Source organism: Mucilaginibacter daejeonensis, assembly GCF_020783335.1.
In the GTDB taxonomy this organism is placed as follows: Bacteria; Bacteroidota; Bacteroidia; order Sphingobacteriales; family Sphingobacteriaceae; genus Mucilaginibacter; species Mucilaginibacter daejeonensis.
This window is the reverse complement of sequence record NZ_CP086068.1, coordinates 110,889-130,344: the sequence shown is the minus strand read 5'-3', so window position 1 is coordinate 130,344 and position 19,456 is coordinate 110,889. Positions and strand designations below refer to the sequence as shown.

19 protein-coding genes are annotated in these 19,456 nt (G+C 48.6%); 9 read left to right on the top strand and 10 right to left on the bottom strand.

Annotation, left to right across the window (positions count from 1 at the left end):
• The first annotated feature begins 46 nt into the window (after window positions 1-46).
• Window positions 47-352: a YbaB/EbfC family nucleoid-associated protein gene (locus LLH06_RS00625; protein WP_228171302.1), complete on the top strand. Its 306-nt coding sequence runs from the start codon at window positions 47-49 to the stop codon at window positions 350-352.
• Between the two features lie 79 nt (window positions 353-431).
• Here LLH06_RS00625 and LLH06_RS00620 read toward each other — a convergent pair whose 3' ends face one another.
• Window positions 432-1,646: a glycoside hydrolase gene (locus LLH06_RS00620; RefSeq protein WP_228171301.1), complete on the bottom strand. Its 1,215-nt coding sequence runs from the start codon at window positions 1,644-1,646 to the stop codon at window positions 432-434.
• 347 nt (window positions 1,647-1,993) lie between these two features.
• On the opposite strand from LLH06_RS00620, the gene LLH06_RS00615 reads away from it, so the two are divergent.
• Window positions 1,994-2,671: a metal-dependent hydrolase gene (locus LLH06_RS00615; RefSeq protein ID WP_228171300.1), complete on the top strand. Its 678-nt coding sequence runs from the start codon at window positions 1,994-1,996 to the stop codon at window positions 2,669-2,671.
• 70 nt (window positions 2,672-2,741) lie between these two features.
• Here the strand turns inward: LLH06_RS00615 and LLH06_RS00610 are convergent, their stop codons facing one another.
• The 3 genes from LLH06_RS00610 to LLH06_RS00600 all read right to left on the bottom strand — a co-directional run bounded on the left by LLH06_RS00610 (window position 2,742) and on the right by LLH06_RS00600 (window position 4,917).
• Entirely contained in the window at window positions 2,742-3,395 is a 654-nt protein-coding gene (locus tag LLH06_RS00610) for a hypothetical protein (protein WP_228171299.1), read from the bottom strand.
• Between the two features lie 118 nt (window positions 3,396-3,513).
• Window positions 3,514-3,792, bottom strand: coding sequence for a NifU family protein (locus tag LLH06_RS00605; RefSeq protein WP_228171298.1), 279 nt, complete (start codon window positions 3,790-3,792; stop codon window positions 3,514-3,516).
• A gap of 36 nt (window positions 3,793-3,828) precedes the next feature.
• Window positions 3,829-4,917: an Mrp/NBP35 family ATP-binding protein gene (locus LLH06_RS00600; protein WP_228171297.1), complete on the bottom strand. Its 1,089-nt coding sequence runs from the start codon at window positions 4,915-4,917 to the stop codon at window positions 3,829-3,831.
• A gap of 118 nt (window positions 4,918-5,035) precedes the next feature.
• Here LLH06_RS00600 and LLH06_RS00595 point away from each other — a divergent pair, with 118 nt between their 5' ends.
• Entirely contained in the window at window positions 5,036-7,228 is a 2,193-nt protein-coding gene (locus LLH06_RS00595; RefSeq protein ID WP_228171296.1) for a transglycosylase domain-containing protein, read from the top strand.
• An 848-nt stretch (window positions 7,229-8,076) separates the two neighbouring features.
• Here the strand turns inward: LLH06_RS00595 and LLH06_RS00590 are convergent.
• The 4 genes from LLH06_RS00590 to LLH06_RS00575 form a co-directional block, all read right to left on the bottom strand.
• Window positions 8,077-8,577 (bottom strand): hypothetical protein, encoded by a 501-nt coding sequence (locus tag LLH06_RS00590; RefSeq protein WP_228171295.1) that lies wholly within the window; start codon window positions 8,575-8,577, stop codon window positions 8,077-8,079.
• On the bottom strand, window positions 8,574-9,155 hold the full coding sequence (locus tag LLH06_RS00585) for an RNA polymerase sigma factor (protein ID WP_228171294.1): 582 nt from the start codon (window positions 9,153-9,155) through the stop codon (window positions 8,574-8,576). Before LLH06_RS00585 ends, LLH06_RS00590 begins: the two co-directional genes overlap by 4 nt.
• 95 nt (window positions 9,156-9,250) lie before the next feature.
• The gene (locus tag LLH06_RS00580) at window positions 9,251-9,637 is read right to left on the bottom strand and encodes a VOC family protein (RefSeq protein ID WP_228171293.1); all 387 of its coding nucleotides are present in this window, start codon (window positions 9,635-9,637) and stop codon (window positions 9,251-9,253) included.
• A 108-nt stretch (window positions 9,638-9,745) separates the two neighbouring features.
• On the bottom strand, window positions 9,746-10,324 hold the full coding sequence (locus tag LLH06_RS00575; protein WP_228171292.1) for a hypothetical protein: 579 nt from the start codon (window positions 10,322-10,324) through the stop codon (window positions 9,746-9,748).
• 276 nt (window positions 10,325-10,600) lie between these two features.
• On the opposite strand from LLH06_RS00575, the gene LLH06_RS00570 reads away from it, so the two are divergent.
• On the top strand, window positions 10,601-10,987 hold the full coding sequence (locus tag LLH06_RS00570) for a DUF6249 domain-containing protein (RefSeq protein ID WP_228171291.1): 387 nt from the start codon (window positions 10,601-10,603) through the stop codon (window positions 10,985-10,987).
• Between the two features lie 58 nt (window positions 10,988-11,045).
• Here the strand turns inward: LLH06_RS00570 and LLH06_RS00565 are convergent, their stop codons facing one another.
• Window positions 11,046-11,570, bottom strand: a complete 525-nt coding sequence (locus LLH06_RS00565) for a DinB family protein (protein ID WP_228171290.1) — start codon at window positions 11,568-11,570, stop codon at window positions 11,046-11,048.
• Window positions 11,548-12,798 carry a sensor histidine kinase gene (locus tag LLH06_RS00560; RefSeq protein WP_228171289.1) on the bottom strand — a complete coding sequence of 417 codons (1,251 nt, stop codon included), beginning with the start codon at window positions 12,796-12,798 and terminating at the stop codon, window positions 11,548-11,550. Before LLH06_RS00560 ends, LLH06_RS00565 begins: the two co-directional genes overlap by 23 nt.
• 197 nt (window positions 12,799-12,995) lie before the next feature.
• Between LLH06_RS00560 and LLH06_RS00555 the strand changes: the two genes are divergently transcribed.
• From LLH06_RS00555 to LLH06_RS00535, 5 genes are all read left to right on the top strand, one after another.
• On the top strand, window positions 12,996-15,116 hold the full coding sequence (locus LLH06_RS00555; protein ID WP_228171288.1) for a prolyl oligopeptidase family serine peptidase: 2,121 nt from the start codon (window positions 12,996-12,998) through the stop codon (window positions 15,114-15,116).
• 225 nt (window positions 15,117-15,341) lie between these two features.
• Window positions 15,342-16,313: a lysylphosphatidylglycerol synthase domain-containing protein gene (locus LLH06_RS00550; RefSeq protein ID WP_228171287.1), complete on the top strand. Its 972-nt coding sequence runs from the start codon at window positions 15,342-15,344 to the stop codon at window positions 16,311-16,313.
• Window positions 16,297-17,433: a glycosyltransferase family 2 protein gene (locus tag LLH06_RS00545; protein ID WP_228171286.1), complete on the top strand. Its 1,137-nt coding sequence runs from the start codon at window positions 16,297-16,299 to the stop codon at window positions 17,431-17,433. The genes LLH06_RS00550 and LLH06_RS00545 overlap by 17 nt, the downstream gene beginning before the upstream one ends.
• Window positions 17,434-17,524: 91 nt before the next feature.
• On the top strand, window positions 17,525-18,736 hold the full coding sequence (locus LLH06_RS00540; RefSeq protein ID WP_228171285.1) for a GAF domain-containing sensor histidine kinase: 1,212 nt from the start codon (window positions 17,525-17,527) through the stop codon (window positions 18,734-18,736).
• On the top strand, window positions 18,733-19,452 hold the full coding sequence (locus tag LLH06_RS00535) for a metallophosphoesterase family protein (protein WP_228171284.1): 720 nt from the start codon (window positions 18,733-18,735) through the stop codon (window positions 19,450-19,452). The genes LLH06_RS00540 and LLH06_RS00535 overlap by 4 nt, the downstream gene beginning before the upstream one ends.
• The last annotated feature ends 4 nt before the right edge of the window (window positions 19,453-19,456 follow it).

Sequence of the window (19,456 nt, the reverse complement as noted above, 5' to 3'; positions counted from 1 at the left end):
AGCGACCTCTCAACACTTAACATATCAACTACTTAACTAAAACATTATGTTCGATAAATTATTTGAGGCTCAGCAAAAGGCTGGCGAAGTAAAACAACGCCTGGACGGCATTCAGGTAAGTGGCTCGGTAGAGGGCGGAAAGATAACCGTGGTGGCCAATGGCAACAAGGTATTGCAAAGCATCAACATCGATCCTGAATTTTTAAAGGAGGCCGATAAGGAAGAGCTGGAAGAACTGATGGTACTGGCTGTGAACAAAGCCCTTGAACAGGCCGAGAACGTGAACCAGGCCGAGATGGCTGCCATGACCAAGAACATGTTCGGCGACCTGGGTGGCATGTTCGGCAAATAGAGCTCATTTGAACTTAATGGCACAAAAAAGCCTCCCTACCGGGCCAGACCGGATGGGAGGCTTTTTGCGTTAATTATCTTTATTGCGACACCAACGTGGTAACGCTTGATGGTGCCAGGTTTATCCCAAAGCTATTGTTTGAAACGGTAACGGTGCTGGCCGCCAGGTTAGCACTGCTGGTGGTCACGTAACGATCAAAACCGGTAACGGTAGCGCCGCCTATACTGAAGGTTTGGTAGGTGGTAGCGGTGTTCTGGTTCACGATCTCGATCACGATCTTGGAGCCGTTCTTGTAGGCGGTCATGTACACGCCTGTTGTAGGGTTGGCACTGCATGATATCTTGCTTGATCCCGGGCGCACATATTTGGCAAAATGCGTCATCACGTAACCCAACTTGGTAATGTTGCCGTTCTCATCTATAGGCCCATAGCTCCTGCGGATGTACCACCACACATAGGCTGCCCAGCCGGCCGTCATGCAATCATGTATCTCTTTGGCGGCGTTCATGGCGTTGCCCCAGTCGTTACCGCTGATCTGCGAGTTGGTGTAATGCTCGGTCATCCATACTGATTTGCCGATGTTGCCCAGGTTGTACGGGTTAGCGCCGTAGATATGCCCGCAAACGAAAGCCGTTTTCGATTTGGCGGTAGCGTTGCTCAGGTAAGTGTTGATGAATGATTGGCTCATGTCCAACGGTTCGGGTGCCATGATCGGCGCGCCGCAGTTGCTGCCTTGTGCCGCCACAAAGTTGGCGATCTCGGTGGCCGTACCGCCCATCCAGCCCGAGGCCGAGTAATTAGGTTCGTTCCACGGACTGATCGCATAAACGCCACCCACGGCACTGTTATAGGAGCTCAGGTGAGCAGCATAGTCACCATAAGAGCTGGTCTTGAGCTTAAGGCCATCCATCATGGATGATGGCGCGTTCCAGGCCGTGGCGATCACCTTGGCACCATAGCTTTTAGCGGCGTCGATGGTAGGCTTTTCGGCCGCGAACTGGCTGCTGCTGGTCGGCACCATCACCCTTAATATACTCAGGCCGATGCCATTAGTGGTCGAGAACGCTTTTTCACGCTGCGCCGAGGTCAGGTCGCCGATCCAGATCGGTATGCTGGCTCCGCCAAAGCCTTGTACGGTCTGTTGTACCACGCTGGCATCAACGGTCGAGGTGGCAAGCACCTCCTTTTTGCCGCCGTTGGCTGGCGTGGTGTTGCCATCTTGGGCTACCTCGCTTTTTTTACAGCTACCAAGGCACACGGCCAACATCATCAGGTAAGATAGTTTTCTTCTCATGTTCATCATGTTCGTTTTTAAAAGGTTCAATTGGCGTCCGTTCTGGCTTACGGACAAGGGCTAAGGTATTAGCAATGAGGCGATAGCAATGGTGGGCTTGTTCGCATTTTGTAGCAAAAATGTTTTACTCTTACGAAAGCCGGTCTTAACTTTTGCTATAACATTAAAGCCTATTTCGCCATCTTTTTAAAATGGCAACGGATCAAGCCAGCACATCATGGCCTGATCAGATCGAACAGGATGGCGACGCCGATCGCACGATCGTGCCATGCAGCGCGACACTTTTTTTACATCAATGTTCAAACAAGGATATATAACTTTGTCTTTAACAATAAACGATTTAACTTATGAAACTCACGTATTACGGGCATTCAACGGTCGAGATCAAAACGGGTAGCAACACCTTACTGTTCGATCCGTTCATTACGCCTAACGAACTGGCCAAACATATCGATGTAAGCGCCTTAAAGCCTGACCATATCCTGGTATCACATGGTCATGGCGATCACGTGGCCGACCTTTTACCTATTCAAAAGCAAAGCGGAGCCAAAGTGATCTGTATAGCCGAGATCGCCGGCTGGTTAGGCAACCATGGCGTTGAGGGTGCGCACGGCATGAACATTGGCGGAAGCTTCGATTTTGGTGGCTTTAAAGTGAAAATGGTGTACGCCCTGCACTCGAGCAGCATGCCTGACGGTAGTTACGGTGGTGTGCCCGCAGGTTTTGTGATCTATGCCGAAGGCAAAAAGATCTACTTTGCCGGCGATACCGCACTGACCATGGATATGCAATTATTAGCCGGTGAGGACCTTGACTGGGCCATCCTACCGATCGGTGATAACTATACTATGGGTATAGATGACGCCATCAAAGCGGCCGACATGATCAACTGCAAGGATATTATCGGTGTACATTACGATACCTTCCCGGTGATCAAGATCGATACCAATGAGGCTAAGGAGAAATTCCTGAAAGCAGGATTGAACCTGAAACTGCCTGCCATTGGTGATAGTGTGGAGCTCTAAGCCAATATATCTAATGACAAAAAATGCCGATCAGATCGGCATTTCTTGTTTATAAATATCTTATGGGAACTTAGTTCTTCGACTTGCTGCCACCATCGGTAATCAGCTTGATCAGGCTGCCCCAGGCCAGTGGGTTAAGCAACGGATTTGGCATCAACGAGTGCGAGTTCATCACCCTGTTGTGCATATCACGGCCAATGTCTGATTGTATCTCGTTGGCATCCCTCGGCATAGAGGCGTATGAGGGTACTGTAGTGAGACCCTTGCTCAGGTTCTTGCGGGCAAGTTCCAGGTCGTCATCGGCCAGCTTCATGGTCAAAAAATCTTTCCTGAACTCATCGGTAGTGGCCCACGGGAACATGTGGAACGCCGGCAGGCTGATCACCTGCGGCTTCATGGCCAAACGCACCGTGTAACTACGGCTATCCAGATCAGTAGGGATCACCATATCCAGCGGGGCAAAACCGACGGCCGTAAATCTTAACGTATCGTTCTCATGCACCACAAAGGAAAAATAGCCTTTATAGTTACCCACGTATACCGAGTTGCTGTTGCTTAGGTTAGTGATGGTCACATACGGTACGATCACCTTGGCGCTATCGGCATTGTAAATGATGCCGGTAAACTGCACCAATGGCCTGTTGCTATTGCCCTTATTGGTTTGAGCAAAAGCACCTATACCTGCTAACAGGCACACCATTAAAATAAGCGAACGTAGTTTCATCCTATATCAACACCAGCTATCCTATTTTATTACGGCAGGCAGGGCTAATTGGTTTTGTTGTAAAACAAAAATACGCACCGGTATCATACCACAGTGCGCATTTAACATAACTTAACAATTAACGCATGTTGAAAGGCAACACCGCGTTAGGGTCGTCTATATCAGTAAGGTTAATGGCTTCAACACCGGTTATTTCGGGCACGGCCTTCATAATGGCCTGCTCAATGCCGGCTTTAAAGGTGGTGATGCTCATCGGGCATGATCCGCATGAACCCAGTAACTTTAACCTCACCACCTTTTCAGGGGTGATCTCTTCTACCGAAACATTGCCGCCATCGGCCTCCAGGTATGGGCGTATGGTGTTCAATGCTTTTTCTACCTCTTCTACCAGATCCATGGTCATGTGATTTATTAAATGTAAAGATACTATTTTTTAGCGATCCGTCACGTCGGCGTAATTGGTGGCGCGTGCGTTGTTGATCGCGATCTGCTGAGCAACACGCTCAGCAATATGTACAAAGGCCTTGTGCATCACACCTTCATCGGTAAGTACCACCGGCTTGCCTGCATCGCCGCTTTCGCTCACGCTGCGCACTAATGGCAATTCACCTAAAAATGGTGCGCCTACCAGTTCGGCCAGGGCCAGGCCTCCGCCTTGTCCAAATATGTGATACTTATTGTCAGGCAGTTCGGCCGGGGTAAAGTAGCTCATGTTCTCGATCACGCCCAGTATAGGCACGTTAATGCTGTCCATCATAAGCATACCTACACCCTTTTTTGCATCGGCCAGGGCCACGTTCTGCGGTGTGGTCACGATCACGGCACCGGTGATCGGAAAGCTTTGGGTAACGGTGATATGAATATCGCCTGTGCCCGGCGGCAGATCCACTACCAGGTAATCCAGATCGCCCCACTCGGCATCGTTGAACAGTTGTTTCACCGCTGTGGATACCATTGGCCCGCGCCATGGCACTGGCTGGTTAGGATCAGTAAAGAAGCCGATAGACAACAGTTTGATGCCATATTTCTCGATCGGTTCTATACGGGTCTTGCCATTCTGCTGAGTGGCTTTGGGGCGTGCGCCCTCAAGCCCGAACATGATCGGCACCGATGGACCGTATATGTCGGCATCTATCAAACCTACCTGCGCACCGGTCGAGGCCAGGGCCAACGCCAGGTTAGCTGCCACGGTAGACTTACCTACCCCGCCTTTACCTGAGGCCACGGCAATGATATTTTTAACGCCCGGCACACCGGTGTTCTTTTGCGTGGTCACCTGCGAGGTCATGTTAACGGTCACGTCCACCTCGGGGCTGATGAAGTGGCTGATGGCATTACGGCAGGCATTCTCGATCAGCCCTTTGAGGGGGCATGCCGGTGTGGTGAGCACTACCGAAAAGGCCAGTTTGTTACCGTCTATCTGAATATCCTGGATCATGTTGAGCGTTACCAGATCCTTTTTCAGATCGGGTTCTTCAACATTACTAAGTGCCTGTAAAACTTGTTCTTTGGTCAATTGCATGATTAAAGGGTTACCGCAAAAATACTAAAACAGGGGCTCAATGCTTTTGTTAAAGAAATATTTGCAATTCGAGATCGTTTTATAGCCGATAAGGATATAGCTTTGATAAATTTTTCTGATGCATCGCCTCACCTCCAAAAAATACCTTCGCATTGCCGGGATCGTACTCGGTGTGCTCGTTCTTATCGGCGTTATAGCTGGTTACGTGGCATACACCAAACGGAGCGCACTGCTGCAAAAAGCCATTTACAAAGCTACGGCTAAAGCTAAGCGTGATCATAATTTAGATGTCAAAATAGGCTCGGCCCAATTTACCGGCCTCAGCACCGTGGCCTTTCATGACATCACGGTGGTGCCCTTTCAGCGCGATACCCTCTTCCATATCAATGACCTTTCGGTAAGTGTGAAGCTGATGCCCCTTGTACTGGGCGAGGTCAAACTGTCTGACGTGATCCTGAAAGATGGCTTCCTGAGCCTGATCAGCAAGAACGGCGTACGCAACTTCGATTTCCTTTTCCGTAAAAAGAAGGACAGCACCAGCACCAAAAGCACTTCAGGACTTAATGAATTTGCCGACAACCTCATTAACGAGGTACTGTACAAGATCCCCGACAACCTTGACCTCCGCAACTTCAGGATCACCTTTGCCGATGATAGCAACCAGGTAAAGCTGATGGCACGCAAGGCCCGCATTTACGATGGTGACCTGACCTCGACCATTGAGGTGAATGACCGCGAATCGGTTTGGCACTTTGCCGGCAAGATGCACCCGAGCGATAAAGAGATCGACGTGAAGCTTTATGCCGATGGCAAAAAGGTAGAGCTGCCCCTCATCGAGAAAAAATTCAAGCTTAAATTTAACTTTGATACGCTGACCACCCGCCTTAACAAGGTAGAGCACGGCAGCAATGAAACGCAGGTGTACACCTACTGTTCGGTCAAGAACCTGCTGGTGAACCACCCTGCCCTATCGGCCCGTGATGTGGTGGTGCCCGATGGCTCCATAGATGCGAACGTTTTTGTAGGTGATAAGTATGTGGCGCTCGACAGCTCCTCAGTGATCCACCTGAAGAAACTGAACATTCACCCTTACCTTAAATACAAGATCAGGCCGGTGAAAATGTACACGCTTAAGGTACATACCGACTGGCAGGATGCGCAAGACTTTTTTGATTCGTTCCCACAAGGCTTGTTCGAATCTTTAGAGGGTATACAGGTAGCCGGTAAGCTGCGTTACAATGCCCACTTGTTCCTGGACACCTCTAACCCTGATGATGTTCAATTTGAATCGGGCCTGGCCAAGCAGGACTTCAGGATACTAAAATTTGGCAAGGTGGACCTGGGTCGTTTGAACCGCGAGTTCGTTTACACCCCTTACGAGAAGGGTAAGCCTATGCCGCCGCGCACTATCGGTCCATCGAACCCTAATTACACGCCGATCACCGAAATATCGCCCAACCTGCGTTATGCGGTCATGACCGCCGAAGATCCATCGTTCCTGACCAATAATGGGTTCGTGCAGGAGTCGTTACGTAAATCCATTGCCGAGGACTTTAAAGAAAAGCGCTTTAAACGTGGTGGTAGTACCATATCTATGCAGTTGGTGAAGAACGCCTTTTTGGTGCGCCAAAAAACGCTCACCCGCAAATTTGAGGAGATACTCATCGTGTGGCTGATCCAAAATGGCCGCATCATGACCAAGGACCGCATGCTGGAGGTTTACTTCAATATCATTGAATGGGGCCGCAATATTTACGGTATCGGTGAGGCGTCGCGCTATTATTTTGCCAAATCGCCTGCTGAGCTAACCCTGGGTGAGAGTATCTATTTAGCCAGCATCGTTCCTAACCCTAAGAATGGCCTGTATGCCTTTGAGCCTGATGGATCATTACGTTACCGCTTGCATGGCTATTTCAGACTCATTGGTAACCTGATGGCCAAACGAGGCTGGACGCAACCTGATAGCAGCGCTTATGGCTTTTATAGCGTAAGGTTAAAAGAGTCACTAAGGCCAAAGATGCCGATCACCGATACTGCAGCAGTTGACAGCCTGTTACAGAACAATCCTGATGACGAAGGTGCCGGTGGCATGATGCTACCTGGCGAAGCACAACAAACCAAAGAGGAAGACCGTCCCGGCTTTTTCAAACGTCTGTTCGGTGGCGGTAAAAAGGACAGCACCGACAGGAAGAAAGAAGCCCTTGCCGACTCGGCCGATGCCGCCAAAAAACGCGAAAGGGATGCCAAGCGTGAACAGAAACGTTTAGACAAAGAACGCCGTAAAGAATTGCGGGAACGGGGGCTATTGTAGGCGTTTGGTCATGTGAGTTAGGTTAATAGCGTTTGCGATGCAGCACACGCGGCACGCGTGCGCCAGCAACAAAGAGGCGTCTTCAATTTCCCTCTTGAGAGGGGCAGGGGTGTGTTTCTGTAAGCGAAAGGTTGAACATACGAACCATATATCAATTAAGCAGCGCTGCGATAGCAAGCCACCTTGACATGATAGGTTGGGTAACTCGTCCTCCGCTGAGATGGCTTCGTACCTCGCCATGACGGGGTGGTTAGTTGGTCGGCTGGATACATTTCCTCGGCAAAGATGGCTTCGTGCCTCGCTACGACGGGTTGGTTGGTCGGCTGGATACATTTCCTTTGCAGAGACGGCTTCGTACCTCACCATGACGGTGTAGTTCGCTTTAAATTTAAAGCCCTCCCTCCCGGGGAGGGTCTGGGTGGGGCTGTTTCACGCCTGTAACGAAATTCCCCAACTTTCCCCGCGTTCAGTTACTGCAAAATCTGTAAAAACCCGACTTTTTCAAGAAATATCCAGAAATAACAATACTTAGCAGGATCGCTGAGGATGAGTGCGGCGCATGAAACGCATGTAACACTTGACAGGTAGGTACAAAATAAAAAGCCCCCCAGTCTTGCACCGGGGGACTTTCAACCTAAACCTTATCACAATTAAATTGGTAAGTTTACCAATTCGTGTATGTTATAACAATTAGCGTACCAAACTCACAAGCCTTGAAACTAATTTTAAATTTTTTAATGTTGTGCTATGATTGATGCTTTTGCTCGCTTCATCTATCTTATAACCAAAAAAGATGTTTTACGACGCTAAATCACTGTTCAAAATTCTATACACTAGTGTCGGGAAAATTACGCTTCCTGGTGTTTACGCCTGCGTAAATAGGCATCGAACAGGAACAACCCGAACACCACATCAAAGAATAAAAAGCCTTTCAGCATAGAACCATTGAAGTAATTCTTCACTTCTGGCAGGCTCACTTTGACCGGTATGTTCACCTTAGCAGTAGTGCCGGCCGACCAATCGGTGCTGGCCAGGGCAAAGATCAGCAATGCCGCAATGGTCACGATAAAAAAGCCAGCGATCACTTTAATGATCCGTGTATCTATGTTGGCTTTCAAGGGCTTAGCTGCCTCTTCGGCACGTATGGACTCCATTACCTTGTAAGTAAAGGCCATTGGCGGCATTTCTATCTCAATGCTGGTTTGCAGTTCCTGATCAAAAGCTAAGATCTCCTGATACGCTTGCTGGTAAGCCTCGTCGGTAGCGATCAGGTGTGCGATGGCAATTTTTTCCTCATTTGAACAGGAACCATCCACATAATTCCACAACCTTTCTTCAATGTTGCTCATATCAATTCCTTTACTTCGTGTTTTAACGTACGCTCCAGCTTTTCTTTCAAACGCTGGCGCGCCCTGAATAGTTTCACCTTCACGTTGTTAGGCTCAATGCCTAAAGTTACGGCTATTTCTTCTAAACTCTGTTCACCCATATAGAACAGGGTGATTATCAGGGCATCATCGGGCAATAACTGCCCAATGGCCTGGTTCAGGTAGTATGACCGGGAGCGGTTCTCGGCCAGGTCATTATCCATACCGCCGCCCTGGTTATCTACTTGTATAAAGTTGTTCTCATCATCTAATGACGAGGTATCTAAACGTTTTTTGCGCAAAAAGGTCATGGCGGTGGTATACACGATACTGTAAAACCAGGTGCTGAACTTGCTATGACCTTCAAAATTTTGTAAAGAGCGGTAAGCCTTGATAAAGCTATCTTGCGCTACCTCTTCCGCATCTTCGCGCGTTTTGGTAAAGCGCATAGCCAGCGTGAACACGAACCGCTGATGGCGTTTCACCAGGTCGGCATAGGCCGATTGGTCACCCGCCAGGGTCTGTTCTATCAGTTCAATATCCGAAAGCTTGCTTTGCATCTTACAACAGCTATGACCACACGGGTGAGTAAGAGGTTACAGCTTTTTTTCAAAAAGATCGGCCTAATTATTTACGACCTGCGCTATCTCGCTGGTCATATCACTTTTTGAATGACCCATCTGTGCCCGAACGGGTCTTCGAATTCGCCCTGGCGATATCCGTAATCATGATCGGTGACGGGCGTAAGCACTTTGGCGCCGGCAGCGATGGCCTGATCGAACACAGCCTGTACATCATTCACAAAAAGACCGATGTATACCGTAGAAGGCACTTGCAAAGGTGTGCTGCGGCCCGAATTAGGCATTGCCTCGTGCAGGTGAAATATAGCGCGATTTATAGATAGCTCCGATACGTGAATGCTACCATCATCATTGCTGTAGCGCATCACTTCGATAGCATCAAAGGCCTTAACATAAAAGGTTATATCGGTGGTGCCGTTAGGTATGGCCAGCACCGGTGCAAATACAGGTTTAACTTCCATAGTGCCGAGAAGATTGGTCGCTTATAAATATAAGTAAAGCTGTGCATAAATAAAAAAGCCACCGGTGTGATACCGATGGCCTTTGATCGAACTGTACTACGTTAATTATTAGCGACCGCTTTTGATACGGTTAGCTGTTGCCTGACCTGGCAGGTAGATTTGGAAGCCGAACGACAGGTTCAACGCGTTTTGAGTAGTAGCGCTGCCGAAGCCGATCACACCTTGGTATTTCAACAAGGTCTCTAAACCTACGTTAGGAGTAATGAAGTATGCGAAACCAGGACCGAAGCCAAGATCAAGACCATTGGTCTTGCCGCCACCATCGCTTACGTTAACGCCACCTACACCTACGTTCACCTCACCAAAGAAACGACCGTGTTTAACCACTTCCATTTCGGGACCAGCATAGTAACGGCCTAATGCACCGATACCGTAACGGGTAGTTGTTGCAGAGTTTTTAGCACCGTCGATACCAAAACGTACGTAACCACCCAAAGCCAGGTTATCCTGAACGAACCAGGCAGCTTTAGGCATAATGTCAAAGCTTACACGTTTTGAGTTGTCCAAACCAAGGTTCAAATTAGCCAGGTCGCCGCCTACTAATACATTGCCTTTTTGGATCTGGGCACTTGCCGATACACTTAGCAATAATGCCGCTACGAGTGTTAATAAGTTGAATTTTTTCATAAGATATGTTATTTGTAGCAGATCAGTTACATTCTGAAATGCTACCCTCTCTTACATCTGAAAATTCATATGGTTTGTGAAAATTTGAAATTTAAGACTTTCTTAACCTCGAATTTGAGCGCGTCAAGGCACTTTTTACAGTTAACGATCTTTTTTAAAAATTTTTGTGATACCTGTGTAACCTGATCAAAAAGTGTGTGGTCATAGTACACAGAAACGCACCACGAGGGTGATAACTAATTGAAACAGATACAATAACTTTAACACTTTAATACTATGGAATTCCCTAAAGAACTCATCGCGATCCTGGTTCCACTTGGCTTATTTGCCATGATATTCGGAATAGTTTACCTGCACAAACGTGAAAAGATGGCCATGATCGAGCGTGGCATGGACCCTCGCCGTTACAAGCCGCAATCGGCCCCTTACCAAAATCTGAAATGGGGTTTACTGCTGATCGGCGCCGGCTTGGGCCTGTTCCTGGCATCGATACTTGACCGCACCGTATTTGCCGACACCATGAGCGATAACGAAGCGATCTACTTCAGTCTCATCGCTATATTTGGCGGCATCGGCCTATTCCTGTCATACCGCATCGAAAAGAAAGAAGTGGTAGAGCATGAAAGACCAGTAGCTCACATCGAAGAAAAGGACCTGGTATAACCGGCCAGTAAAAGCCTTATCGACAGCAAAGGCCATCCGTAGGGGTGGCCTTTTTTCGTCATAATAAATAACGTTCGTACAAAATGTTGAGGTGATGCAGCTCATGCCCGGCGATCACATGCAACTGTGCCCTTACCGACATCACGTTTCCATTGGCATTGCCCTGAATTAGCGAGGCTTCGGCCGTTACTGAACGGTACAGGTATAAGTTCGCCGAGCGCAGATCTTTAAACTCCTGCGCCAGATCGGTCAACGACCGCTTTGCTACATCGTGATGATCAGCATATTCATTCTCATCAAAGCCAGGAAGTGGTGTAGCATCCTTCCGCATAAAGCATAACAAGCGGTAAGCGAACACCCGCTCCACATCGATTAGGTGGGCCAGCACCTGCTTTATGGTCCACTTACCAGGCGCATAGGCATGGTCGCCTCGTTCGGCCGGGATGGACATGAACAGTTTATAGGTGCTATCCTTTAAGGCGGTTAATGTGCTCATAACATCACCCTTATCGGCGGCCAGCTTTACGTAGTTAGCATAAAAGGGCGCGTATTCATATGCTTTAGGCGGTTGTATCCTGGTCATGGCTGGTATTTTTAAGGATGATCCTGAAAGTTGTGCCTTTGCCAACTTCCGAGTCTTTCACAAAGATCTGTCCGCGGTGGTAATTTTCTACCATACGTTTGGTGAGCGATAGGCCAAGCCCCCAGCCACGCTTTCGGGTGGTATAGCCTGGCCTGAAAACGGTAGCAAATTTGGACCGTGGGATACCTTTGCCCGTATCGGTCACATCGATATATACCAGGTTACGGGTCTTATTGGCGGCAATGTCTACCTTGATACTGCCCTTACCCTCTATGGCGTTCACGGCATTTTTAAGCAAGTTCTCGATCACCCAATCAAATAGCGGCACATTGATCCCTGCCGTAAGGTAATGGTCGCCGTTCACCTCAAAGGTGATCTTATCGGTAACACGCACCCTAAAGTAGTCCACAAAATCCTTTACTACATCATATACCGAGTGCTGCTCCAGCACGGGCTGCGAACCGATCTTGGAAAAGCGATCGGCCACCACTTCCAAACGCTTCACATCGTTCGACATCTCGGCAATGAGCGGGTCCTCTTCGGCATTGAACTTATCTTTTAACAACTCGATCCAAGCCAGTAATGATGAGATCGGCGTACCCAACTGGTGGGCTGTCTCTTTGGCCAAGCCTACCCAAACCTGGTTCTGCTCCGATTTACGGGTAGAACTGAACGCCGAGTAAGCCACCATCAGGAACACCGCAATGATCGATAGCTGCACATAAGGGAACACCTTCAGTTGCGTAAGCAGCTGCGAATCTTTATAATACACCAGCCAGTAGCTGCCGCCAAAGCCCGGTATGCTGATGCGGATAGGCTGGTGCTGGGCCTTCATGGTAGCCAGCTCGTTCTCAAAATATTGCGGGTCGTAAACAGGTGGTTTCTTTTTCTTGGGATCAGGGTTCTTTTCAGGCTCGGGTGGTATATCAATAAAGGTCTTGGTAGAGTCGAGCCCGCGGGTGGTCTTGATCTCGCCGCTCTCGTCGGTAACGATGGCCGGCACGCTCAAGCTATCGCGCACCAAAAAAACAAAGTTCAGGTGATCTTCATCTATGGTGCTCAGTACCTGCTTCATGGTACGTGCCCATACCTGTGCGCGGGTGCGTTCGCTGCGGGCAATGTTCTTGACCAGGTAATTGGTATATAGCAGCGAACTGCCTGCAATGATCACGGCAAAGAACAGCAACAGGTACTTCCACCTTTTTTTGCTTTGATACGGGTTACTCATAACTTGCCCAAATATAATAAGTTGACCCGTGTTAAGGCAGGCACCGGCATGGAAATGCCTTTGTGTTGGTTCATCATCGTTACCATAACGTAACCATTGTATGAATGTTGGATTGCTACCGCATTTTAAGCCATGCTTTGATAATTGACTGCTATCCTTATATTTAAGCACTCAATATCAGCTACATAACTATTGATATGAAAATTTTTAAGCCCTTAATGTTATTTGCCGTGTTAATTTGCGGCAACAGCTATGCACAGCGTATGAACATCAAGACCACTGCTTATCCTCAAACCAAAAAAGGCGAAGTGACCGATACTTACTTCGATACCAGCGTGCCCGACCCTTACCGCTGGCTGGAGGACGACCGCTCCGAGGACACCAAAGCCTGGGTGACCGAACAGAACAAGGTGACCCAAGCCTACCTGAGCCAGATCCCTTATCGTAACACCATACGCCAACGGCTCGAAAAGCTATGGAACTATGAGCGTTACAGTGCACCTTTTAAGGAAGGCAGTTATACATACTTTTATAAGAACGATGGTTTGCAAAGCCAGTCGGTGCTGTATCGTCAGGCCGAGGGCGGACAGCCAGAGATATTTTTAGACCCCAACAAGTTCTCAAAAGACGGAACGACCTCCCTTTCGGGTATATCGTTCAGCAAGGATGGTAGCCTGGCGGCTTACCAAACATCGGCCGGCGGATCTGACTGGAGCAATGCGGTCGTGATGAGAGCTACCGACAGATCAATTATTGGCGATACGCTGAAGGACATTAAATTCTCGGGGCTAGCATGGAAAGGCAACGAAGGATTCTATTACAGCACATACGAAAAACCTAAAGAAGGCAGTCTGCTTTCGGGCATGACGCAATACCATAAGCTTTTTTACCACAAACTGGGCACACCGCAAAGTGAGGATAAGCTGATCTTTGGCGGCGAGCAGACGCCTCGCCGTTACATAGGCGCTTACCTGACCGAAGATGAACGCTACCTGGTGATCACTGCCGCCAACTCTACCACTGGTAACGAACTTTACTTTCAGGACCTGAGCAAGCCGGATAGCAAGATCACCAACATTGTTGACAACATGGACAATGTGCACACCATTATTGCCAATGTAGGCAGTAAACTGTACATCCATACCAATTTGTATGCGCCTACCTACCGGTTAGTGGTTACCGATGCGGCCGACCCCCAACCACGCAACTGGAAGAACCTGATCGCCAAGACCGAGAACGTACTTGAGGTATCTACCGCCGGAGGCAAGCTCTTTGCACACTACCTGAAGGATGCCACCACCTTTGTACAACAGTACGATATGAACGGTAAGCTGGAACATGCCGTGGCCCTGCCCTCGGTAGGTACGGCAAGCGGTTTCAGCGCCAAGCAGGAAGATAAGGACATTTACTACACCTTCACTTCTTATACTTACCCATCTACCATCTTCAAATATGATATAGCAACAGGCCGCTCGGAGGTCTATAAGCGCTCGGGCGTAAAGTTCGACCCGTCATTATATGAATCGAAGCAGGTATTTTACAAGTCGAAAGATGGCACACGGGTTCCAATGATCATCACCTACAAAAAAGGCACGGTGCTGAATGAGCACAACCCTACTTTGTTATATGCTTATGGCGGTTTTGGCGTGAGCCTTACCCCCGCCTTCAGCACCTCGAACATTATTTTGTTAGAACAGGGCGGCATTTATGCCGTAGCCAACCTGCGTGGCGGCGGCGAGTACGGCGAGACCTGGCATAAAGCAGGTACCAAGCTACGCAAGCAGAACGTATTTGACGATTTTATAGCGGCTGCCGAATACCTGATCAAAAGCAAATATACCTCTAAAGAATTCCTGGCTATTGCAGGCGGCTCTAACGGTGGCTTATTGGTAGGCGCAACGATCACTCAGCGCCCTGATCTTTGCCAGGTAGCGTTCCCGGCAGTAGGCGTAATGGATATGCTGCGTTACAACAAATTCACCGCAGGTGCGGGCTGGGCCTATGACTATGGTACCGCCGAAGATAGCGAAGGCATGTTCAAATACCTATACCGCTATTCGCCTTACCACGCGCTCAAACCGGCCAGCTACCCGGCCACTATGGTGACCACGGCCGATCATGATGATCGCGTGGTACCGGCGCACTCCTTTAAATTTGCTGCCCGTTTGCAGGAGTGCCAAAAAGGCCCTGCTCCTACACTGATCCGCATCGAGACCAATGCCGGCCACGGAGCAGGCCGCTCAACGGCACAGATCATTGGGCAGGAGACCGATAAATGGGCATTCATGTTCGTGAATATGGGTGTAGATTATAAATAGAATTTTTATCATGCTGTTATACAGCTATTTATGGTATAATGTTAAATTTATGTGAACAATAGCTCCCTGATCCTGTTGTAGGGTTCAGTTGTTTTGGAGCACTCCTTTAAGGTAATGCCAAAGTAATAGTTTGATCCATTATGAACATAAATTGAAAAGGGCGGGCATTTAGCCTGCCCTTTTTTATAACATTGCACAATTACTTTGATCGCTCTTCGCAATACCTTGACCAATACTACAAAAAAATGGATATCGTGGTTGGTAAAGGCCGGTATATTGGCCCTCGCCTTCCTGTTCATTTATAAACGCCTTACCAATAGCGAAGGGCTCAAGCACTTTACCGATATCATTACCGAGGTGAACACCGTATATGCCGTGATCACAGTAACGCTTATCGGCATCCTGATGGTATTCAATTACCTGCAAGAGGCTTATAAATGGCAATACCTCACCCGTAAATGGGCACCTATCTCTGCCTGGCAGTCCATCAGCTCGGTATTCTGTGGACTTACCCTGGCTATATTTACCCCCAACCGTTGGGGCGAATTTGGCGGCCGGGTCATGTTCCTGCCCAAGCGTAAGCGTTTACATGGCGTTTTTGCTATGGCGGTGGGTACGTTCGGCCAAATGGTGGTCACCTGCGTTTTGGGGTCGGCTTCCCTGTTGTGGTTCATTTACTACTTTTTGCATGTCAACTTTTGGCTGTATATCGGTATGCTGACCACCGGCCTGGGCTTCATGACGTTGATGCTCATTTTTTACTTCAATGTAAGGTGGGTGGCTTCGTTGCTGAACGCTATACCCTTTCTACGCAAGTATCACCGCTTTTTTGATGTATTAAAGCGTTACCGCTCTAATGAGCTGCTGGTGATCATGTGTTTTTGCCTGGCCCGCTTCCTTACCTATTCGTTCCAGTATTACCTGATCATCCACTTGCTGCTGCCGCAGATCGCTTTACATAAAGTGATGCTATTAACATCGGTGTTCTTTTTTATTCAATCGGTTTTACCTACTATTGATGTGGTGGATATTGGCGTACGCAGCGCCACTGCCGACAAGCTTTTTGAATACGTTACCAATCAGCATATCGCTATTATTGCGGCAGTTGCACTGATCTGGTTCACCAACATCATTTTGCCGGCCATCATCGGTTCGGTATTCGTTCTAAAATTAAGGTTCTTTGATAACGATCTATAGTACTGTTGTTCTATTACTTACCAGCCTGTATCTGGTAGTGCTTATTTACCTGATCAGGGGCTGGGCGGCCTTGCGTAAACCGGGGGTACGATCTGCGCCCGCCGATCTGCACACCAAAGTGACCCTGCTGATCGCTGCCCGTAACGAGGCCGAGAACATCCGGCTAACTATAGACGACATTTTAGCACAAGACTATCCCAAACACTTACTGGAAGTGATCATTGTTGATGACCACTCTACCGATGACACCGCCGACATTATTCGCAGCTACGCCCCACAGGGTATTCAACTGCTGCAAATGAATGAGACCGAAAAACTGAACTCCTATAAAAAGATGGCCATTGCCAAAGCCATCGACCGATCTACAGGCGAACTGATGGTGGCCACTGACGCTGACTGCCGCATGGGTACGCGCTGGTTAAGCAGTATCGTGTCTTACTACGAAACGCAACAGTGGGTCATGATCTCTTCGCCGGTAGGATATTTCCAGGAAAAGAGCTTGTTCGAGCGATTGCAAACACTGGAGTTCTCGTACCTGATCGGTATAGGGGCGGCATTTATCGGTAATGGCCGCGCATCTACCTGCAACGGCGCCAACTTTGCCTACCGAAAAGACGTGTTCTACGAGGTTGGGGGTTTTAAAGGCATTGATGATGTGGCCTCGGGCGATGATGAGCTCCTGTTGCAAAAGGTGGCCGAAAGATACCCGGGCCGCATCGGCTTTTTGAGGGACCGTGATGCCATTGTGTACACCCACGCCAAACCTACTCTTGCCGATTTTTTACAACAGCGCCGCCGCTGGGCCTCCAAGACCACCAAGTACAAGGATAAAAAAGTGACCGCGCTGGCCGTATGCATCTGGCTTTTTAACGTCAGCCTGCTGGCTAACATGCTGCTGAGCTTTTACGATCTTTACTTTTTGCAGCTCTTCGCCCTGCAAATGCTGTTCAAGTACCTGTTCGAGGCGGCTTTTCTGTTGCCGATATGTACCTTTTTTAAAAGGGGAAGTTCGGTGCTATTGCTCATTTTGTTATCACCTATCCACATCATTTACTTTGTTTACGTGGGGTTGATGGGCAGTACCAGCAAGTACCAGTGGAAAGGGCGCACGGTCAAATAGCAAGTTATTAAAATGTATAAGAGGTGACACATCCTTGCCTATAAACCGTTAGCTTTATTGAGTTAAATTATTTTCCGTTGCTTGATCATATATGTCCAACATTCCTTTACCAGCTAACGAGAACGAGCGCCTGGAGTCGCTAAGATCCTATAACATACTTGACACGCTTGAGGAAGCTGAATATAACGAGATCGTACTGGTGGCATCTGAGATATGCCAAACACCGGTAGCGCTGATCAGCCTGGTGGATCACGAACGCCAGTGGTTTAAATCCATCGTGGGTGTTGATCTTAAACAGACGCCTAAAGAGCAGGCATTTTGCGCTTACACGATCGTGGAGAATGATGTGATGATCGTGAAGGACGCCCGAAACGATCCCCGCTTTGCCCAAAATCCGCTGGTTACCGGTTTCCCTAACATCGTTTTTTATGCGGGTGTACCATTGATCACTAATGATGGCCATGCACTGGGCTCCTTGTGCGTGATCGACAATAAGGTGAATGACCTGACGCCTCAACAGATCAATGCGCTCAAGGTATTAAGCAAGCAGGTATCAAGCTTGCTGGAGTTACGCAAAAAGAACCGCGAACTGGAGGAGGCCAACGTCGCGCTGATGGAATCGAACCTGTTCATCCAGCGATTCGCAGGTATGGTGGCCCACGATATCAAGAACCCACTCAGCAGTATGCTGCTATCCTCGCAGGCCCTGCAACGCCAGTTACAATCATCTGATGATATCAAAAGCCTTAAGTTAGTAGAGATGAACATTCGCTCGTCAAAGCAATTACTGCATTTGGTAGATGAGATACTGGTGTATTCCACGTCGCCGTCAAGTATGCTGGCACGGCGCGAACTTGTCAATGTAAGTTCCCTTATCACCAAGCTCATGAAGCTGATCGAGATACCGGCCTCGATACATATAGAGCTTCCTGAAAAAGAGCACATCCTGCATGTACCAGGCGTGGCATTAGAACAGATCTTTTTGAACCTGCTTACTAATGCCATCCGTTATAATGACAAGCCGGAAGGGTTGATAAGCTTCCAGGTGACCGAAGATGCCGAGTATTTTACCATTGAGGTGACCGACAATGGCATTGGTATAGAGCCACAGTACATCACCCGCATATTCGACGAAAAATTTACGGCCGGCCGTACCGACCGTTTCGACAAAAAAGGGACCGGTATCGGTTTAAGCACGGTGAAGGCCCTGGTAGAAAAATTAGGCGGAACGGTATACGCCCGTTCGGTACTGGGCCAGGAGACCACCATTTGCTTCACCGTAAAGAAACCCGCCGACGCATGACCACCATCGCTTTTTTGACCGACATCCACCTGGATGAAGTGGACATGAACAGCCATGGCGTTGACCCCTACCACAATTGGCAAAAGGCCCTGGCCGATGTGGCCACTCGCCACGTAGATCATGTGATCATTGGCGGCGATATCGGTTCTTCAAGCGCCTACGCACATTTTTTCGATAGCTTACAAAAGCTCGGCATCCCTTATCATGCGATCATTGGTAACCATGATCGCTATGACGATGTGGTCGCTCATTACCATGAGCCTTTGAAGGGTGATCACAAGCAACTGTATTATAGCATTGACCCGGATGGCACAAGGTACATCTTCCTGGATTCATCGCCAGGAGCGATCAGCGCCGAACAATTGGAATGGCTCCGCAGGCAGTTGGAAACTCCCCATCAGATCATGCTTTGTGTACATCACCCGGTACTGTCGGTCGATACCCCTGTGGATCACCTTTATCCTTTGCAGAACCGCGACGAGTTGCATGCTGTCCTGGAAAACTCAGCCAAGACAATCACCATCTTATGCGGACACTACCACATGCCGCACGAGCATACCGAGGGCTTGCTTAAGCAATACATCACACCAGCCGTTTCGTACCAGATCAACGAGCAGGCCGATGAGATACAGATATCCAGCGAACGCTTCGGCTACCGCCTCATCACTTTAGACGGCGGCCGTTCAAAGACCGAACTGATCTGGCTAAAAGCGTAAGGTG

Excerpts from the sequence above, each read along its gene's own strand:
- LLH06_RS00625 (WP_228171302.1), top strand. The coding sequence starts at position 47 with ATGTTCGATAAATTATTTGAGGCTCAGCAAAAGGCTGGCGAAGTAAAA.
- LLH06_RS00620 (WP_228171301.1), bottom strand. The coding sequence starts at position 1,646 with ATGAGAAGAAAACTATCTTACCTGATGATGTTGGCCGTGTGCCTTGGT.
- LLH06_RS00615 (WP_228171300.1), top strand. The coding sequence starts at position 1,994 with ATGAAACTCACGTATTACGGGCATTCAACGGTCGAGATCAAAACGGGT.
- LLH06_RS00610 (WP_228171299.1), bottom strand. The coding sequence starts at position 3,395 with ATGAAACTACGTTCGCTTATTTTAATGGTGTGCCTGTTAGCAGGTATA.
- LLH06_RS00605 (WP_228171298.1), bottom strand. The coding sequence starts at position 3,792 with ATGGATCTGGTAGAAGAGGTAGAAAAAGCATTGAACACCATACGCCCA.
- LLH06_RS00600 (WP_228171297.1), bottom strand. The coding sequence starts at position 4,917 with ATGCAATTGACCAAAGAACAAGTTTTACAGGCACTTAGTAATGTTGAA.
- LLH06_RS00595 (WP_228171296.1), top strand. The coding sequence starts at position 5,036 with ATGCATCGCCTCACCTCCAAAAAATACCTTCGCATTGCCGGGATCGTA.
- LLH06_RS00590 (WP_228171295.1), bottom strand. The coding sequence starts at position 8,577 with ATGAGCAACATTGAAGAAAGGTTGTGGAATTATGTGGATGGTTCCTGT.
- LLH06_RS00585 (WP_228171294.1), bottom strand. The coding sequence starts at position 9,155 with ATGCAAAGCAAGCTTTCGGATATTGAACTGATAGAACAGACCCTGGCG.
- LLH06_RS00580 (WP_228171293.1), bottom strand. The coding sequence starts at position 9,637 with ATGGAAGTTAAACCTGTATTTGCACCGGTGCTGGCCATACCTAACGGC.
- LLH06_RS00575 (WP_228171292.1), bottom strand. The coding sequence starts at position 10,324 with ATGAAAAAATTCAACTTATTAACACTCGTAGCGGCATTATTGCTAAGT.
- LLH06_RS00570 (WP_228171291.1), top strand. The coding sequence starts at position 10,601 with ATGGAATTCCCTAAAGAACTCATCGCGATCCTGGTTCCACTTGGCTTA.
- LLH06_RS00565 (WP_228171290.1), bottom strand. The coding sequence starts at position 11,570 with ATGACCAGGATACAACCGCCTAAAGCATATGAATACGCGCCCTTTTAT.
- LLH06_RS00560 (WP_228171289.1), bottom strand. The coding sequence starts at position 12,798 with ATGAGTAACCCGTATCAAAGCAAAAAAAGGTGGAAGTACCTGTTGCTG.
- LLH06_RS00555 (WP_228171288.1), top strand. The coding sequence starts at position 12,996 with ATGAAAATTTTTAAGCCCTTAATGTTATTTGCCGTGTTAATTTGCGGC.
- LLH06_RS00540 (WP_228171285.1), top strand. The coding sequence starts at position 17,525 with ATGTCCAACATTCCTTTACCAGCTAACGAGAACGAGCGCCTGGAGTCG.
- LLH06_RS00535 (WP_228171284.1), top strand. The coding sequence starts at position 18,733 with ATGACCACCATCGCTTTTTTGACCGACATCCACCTGGATGAAGTGGAC.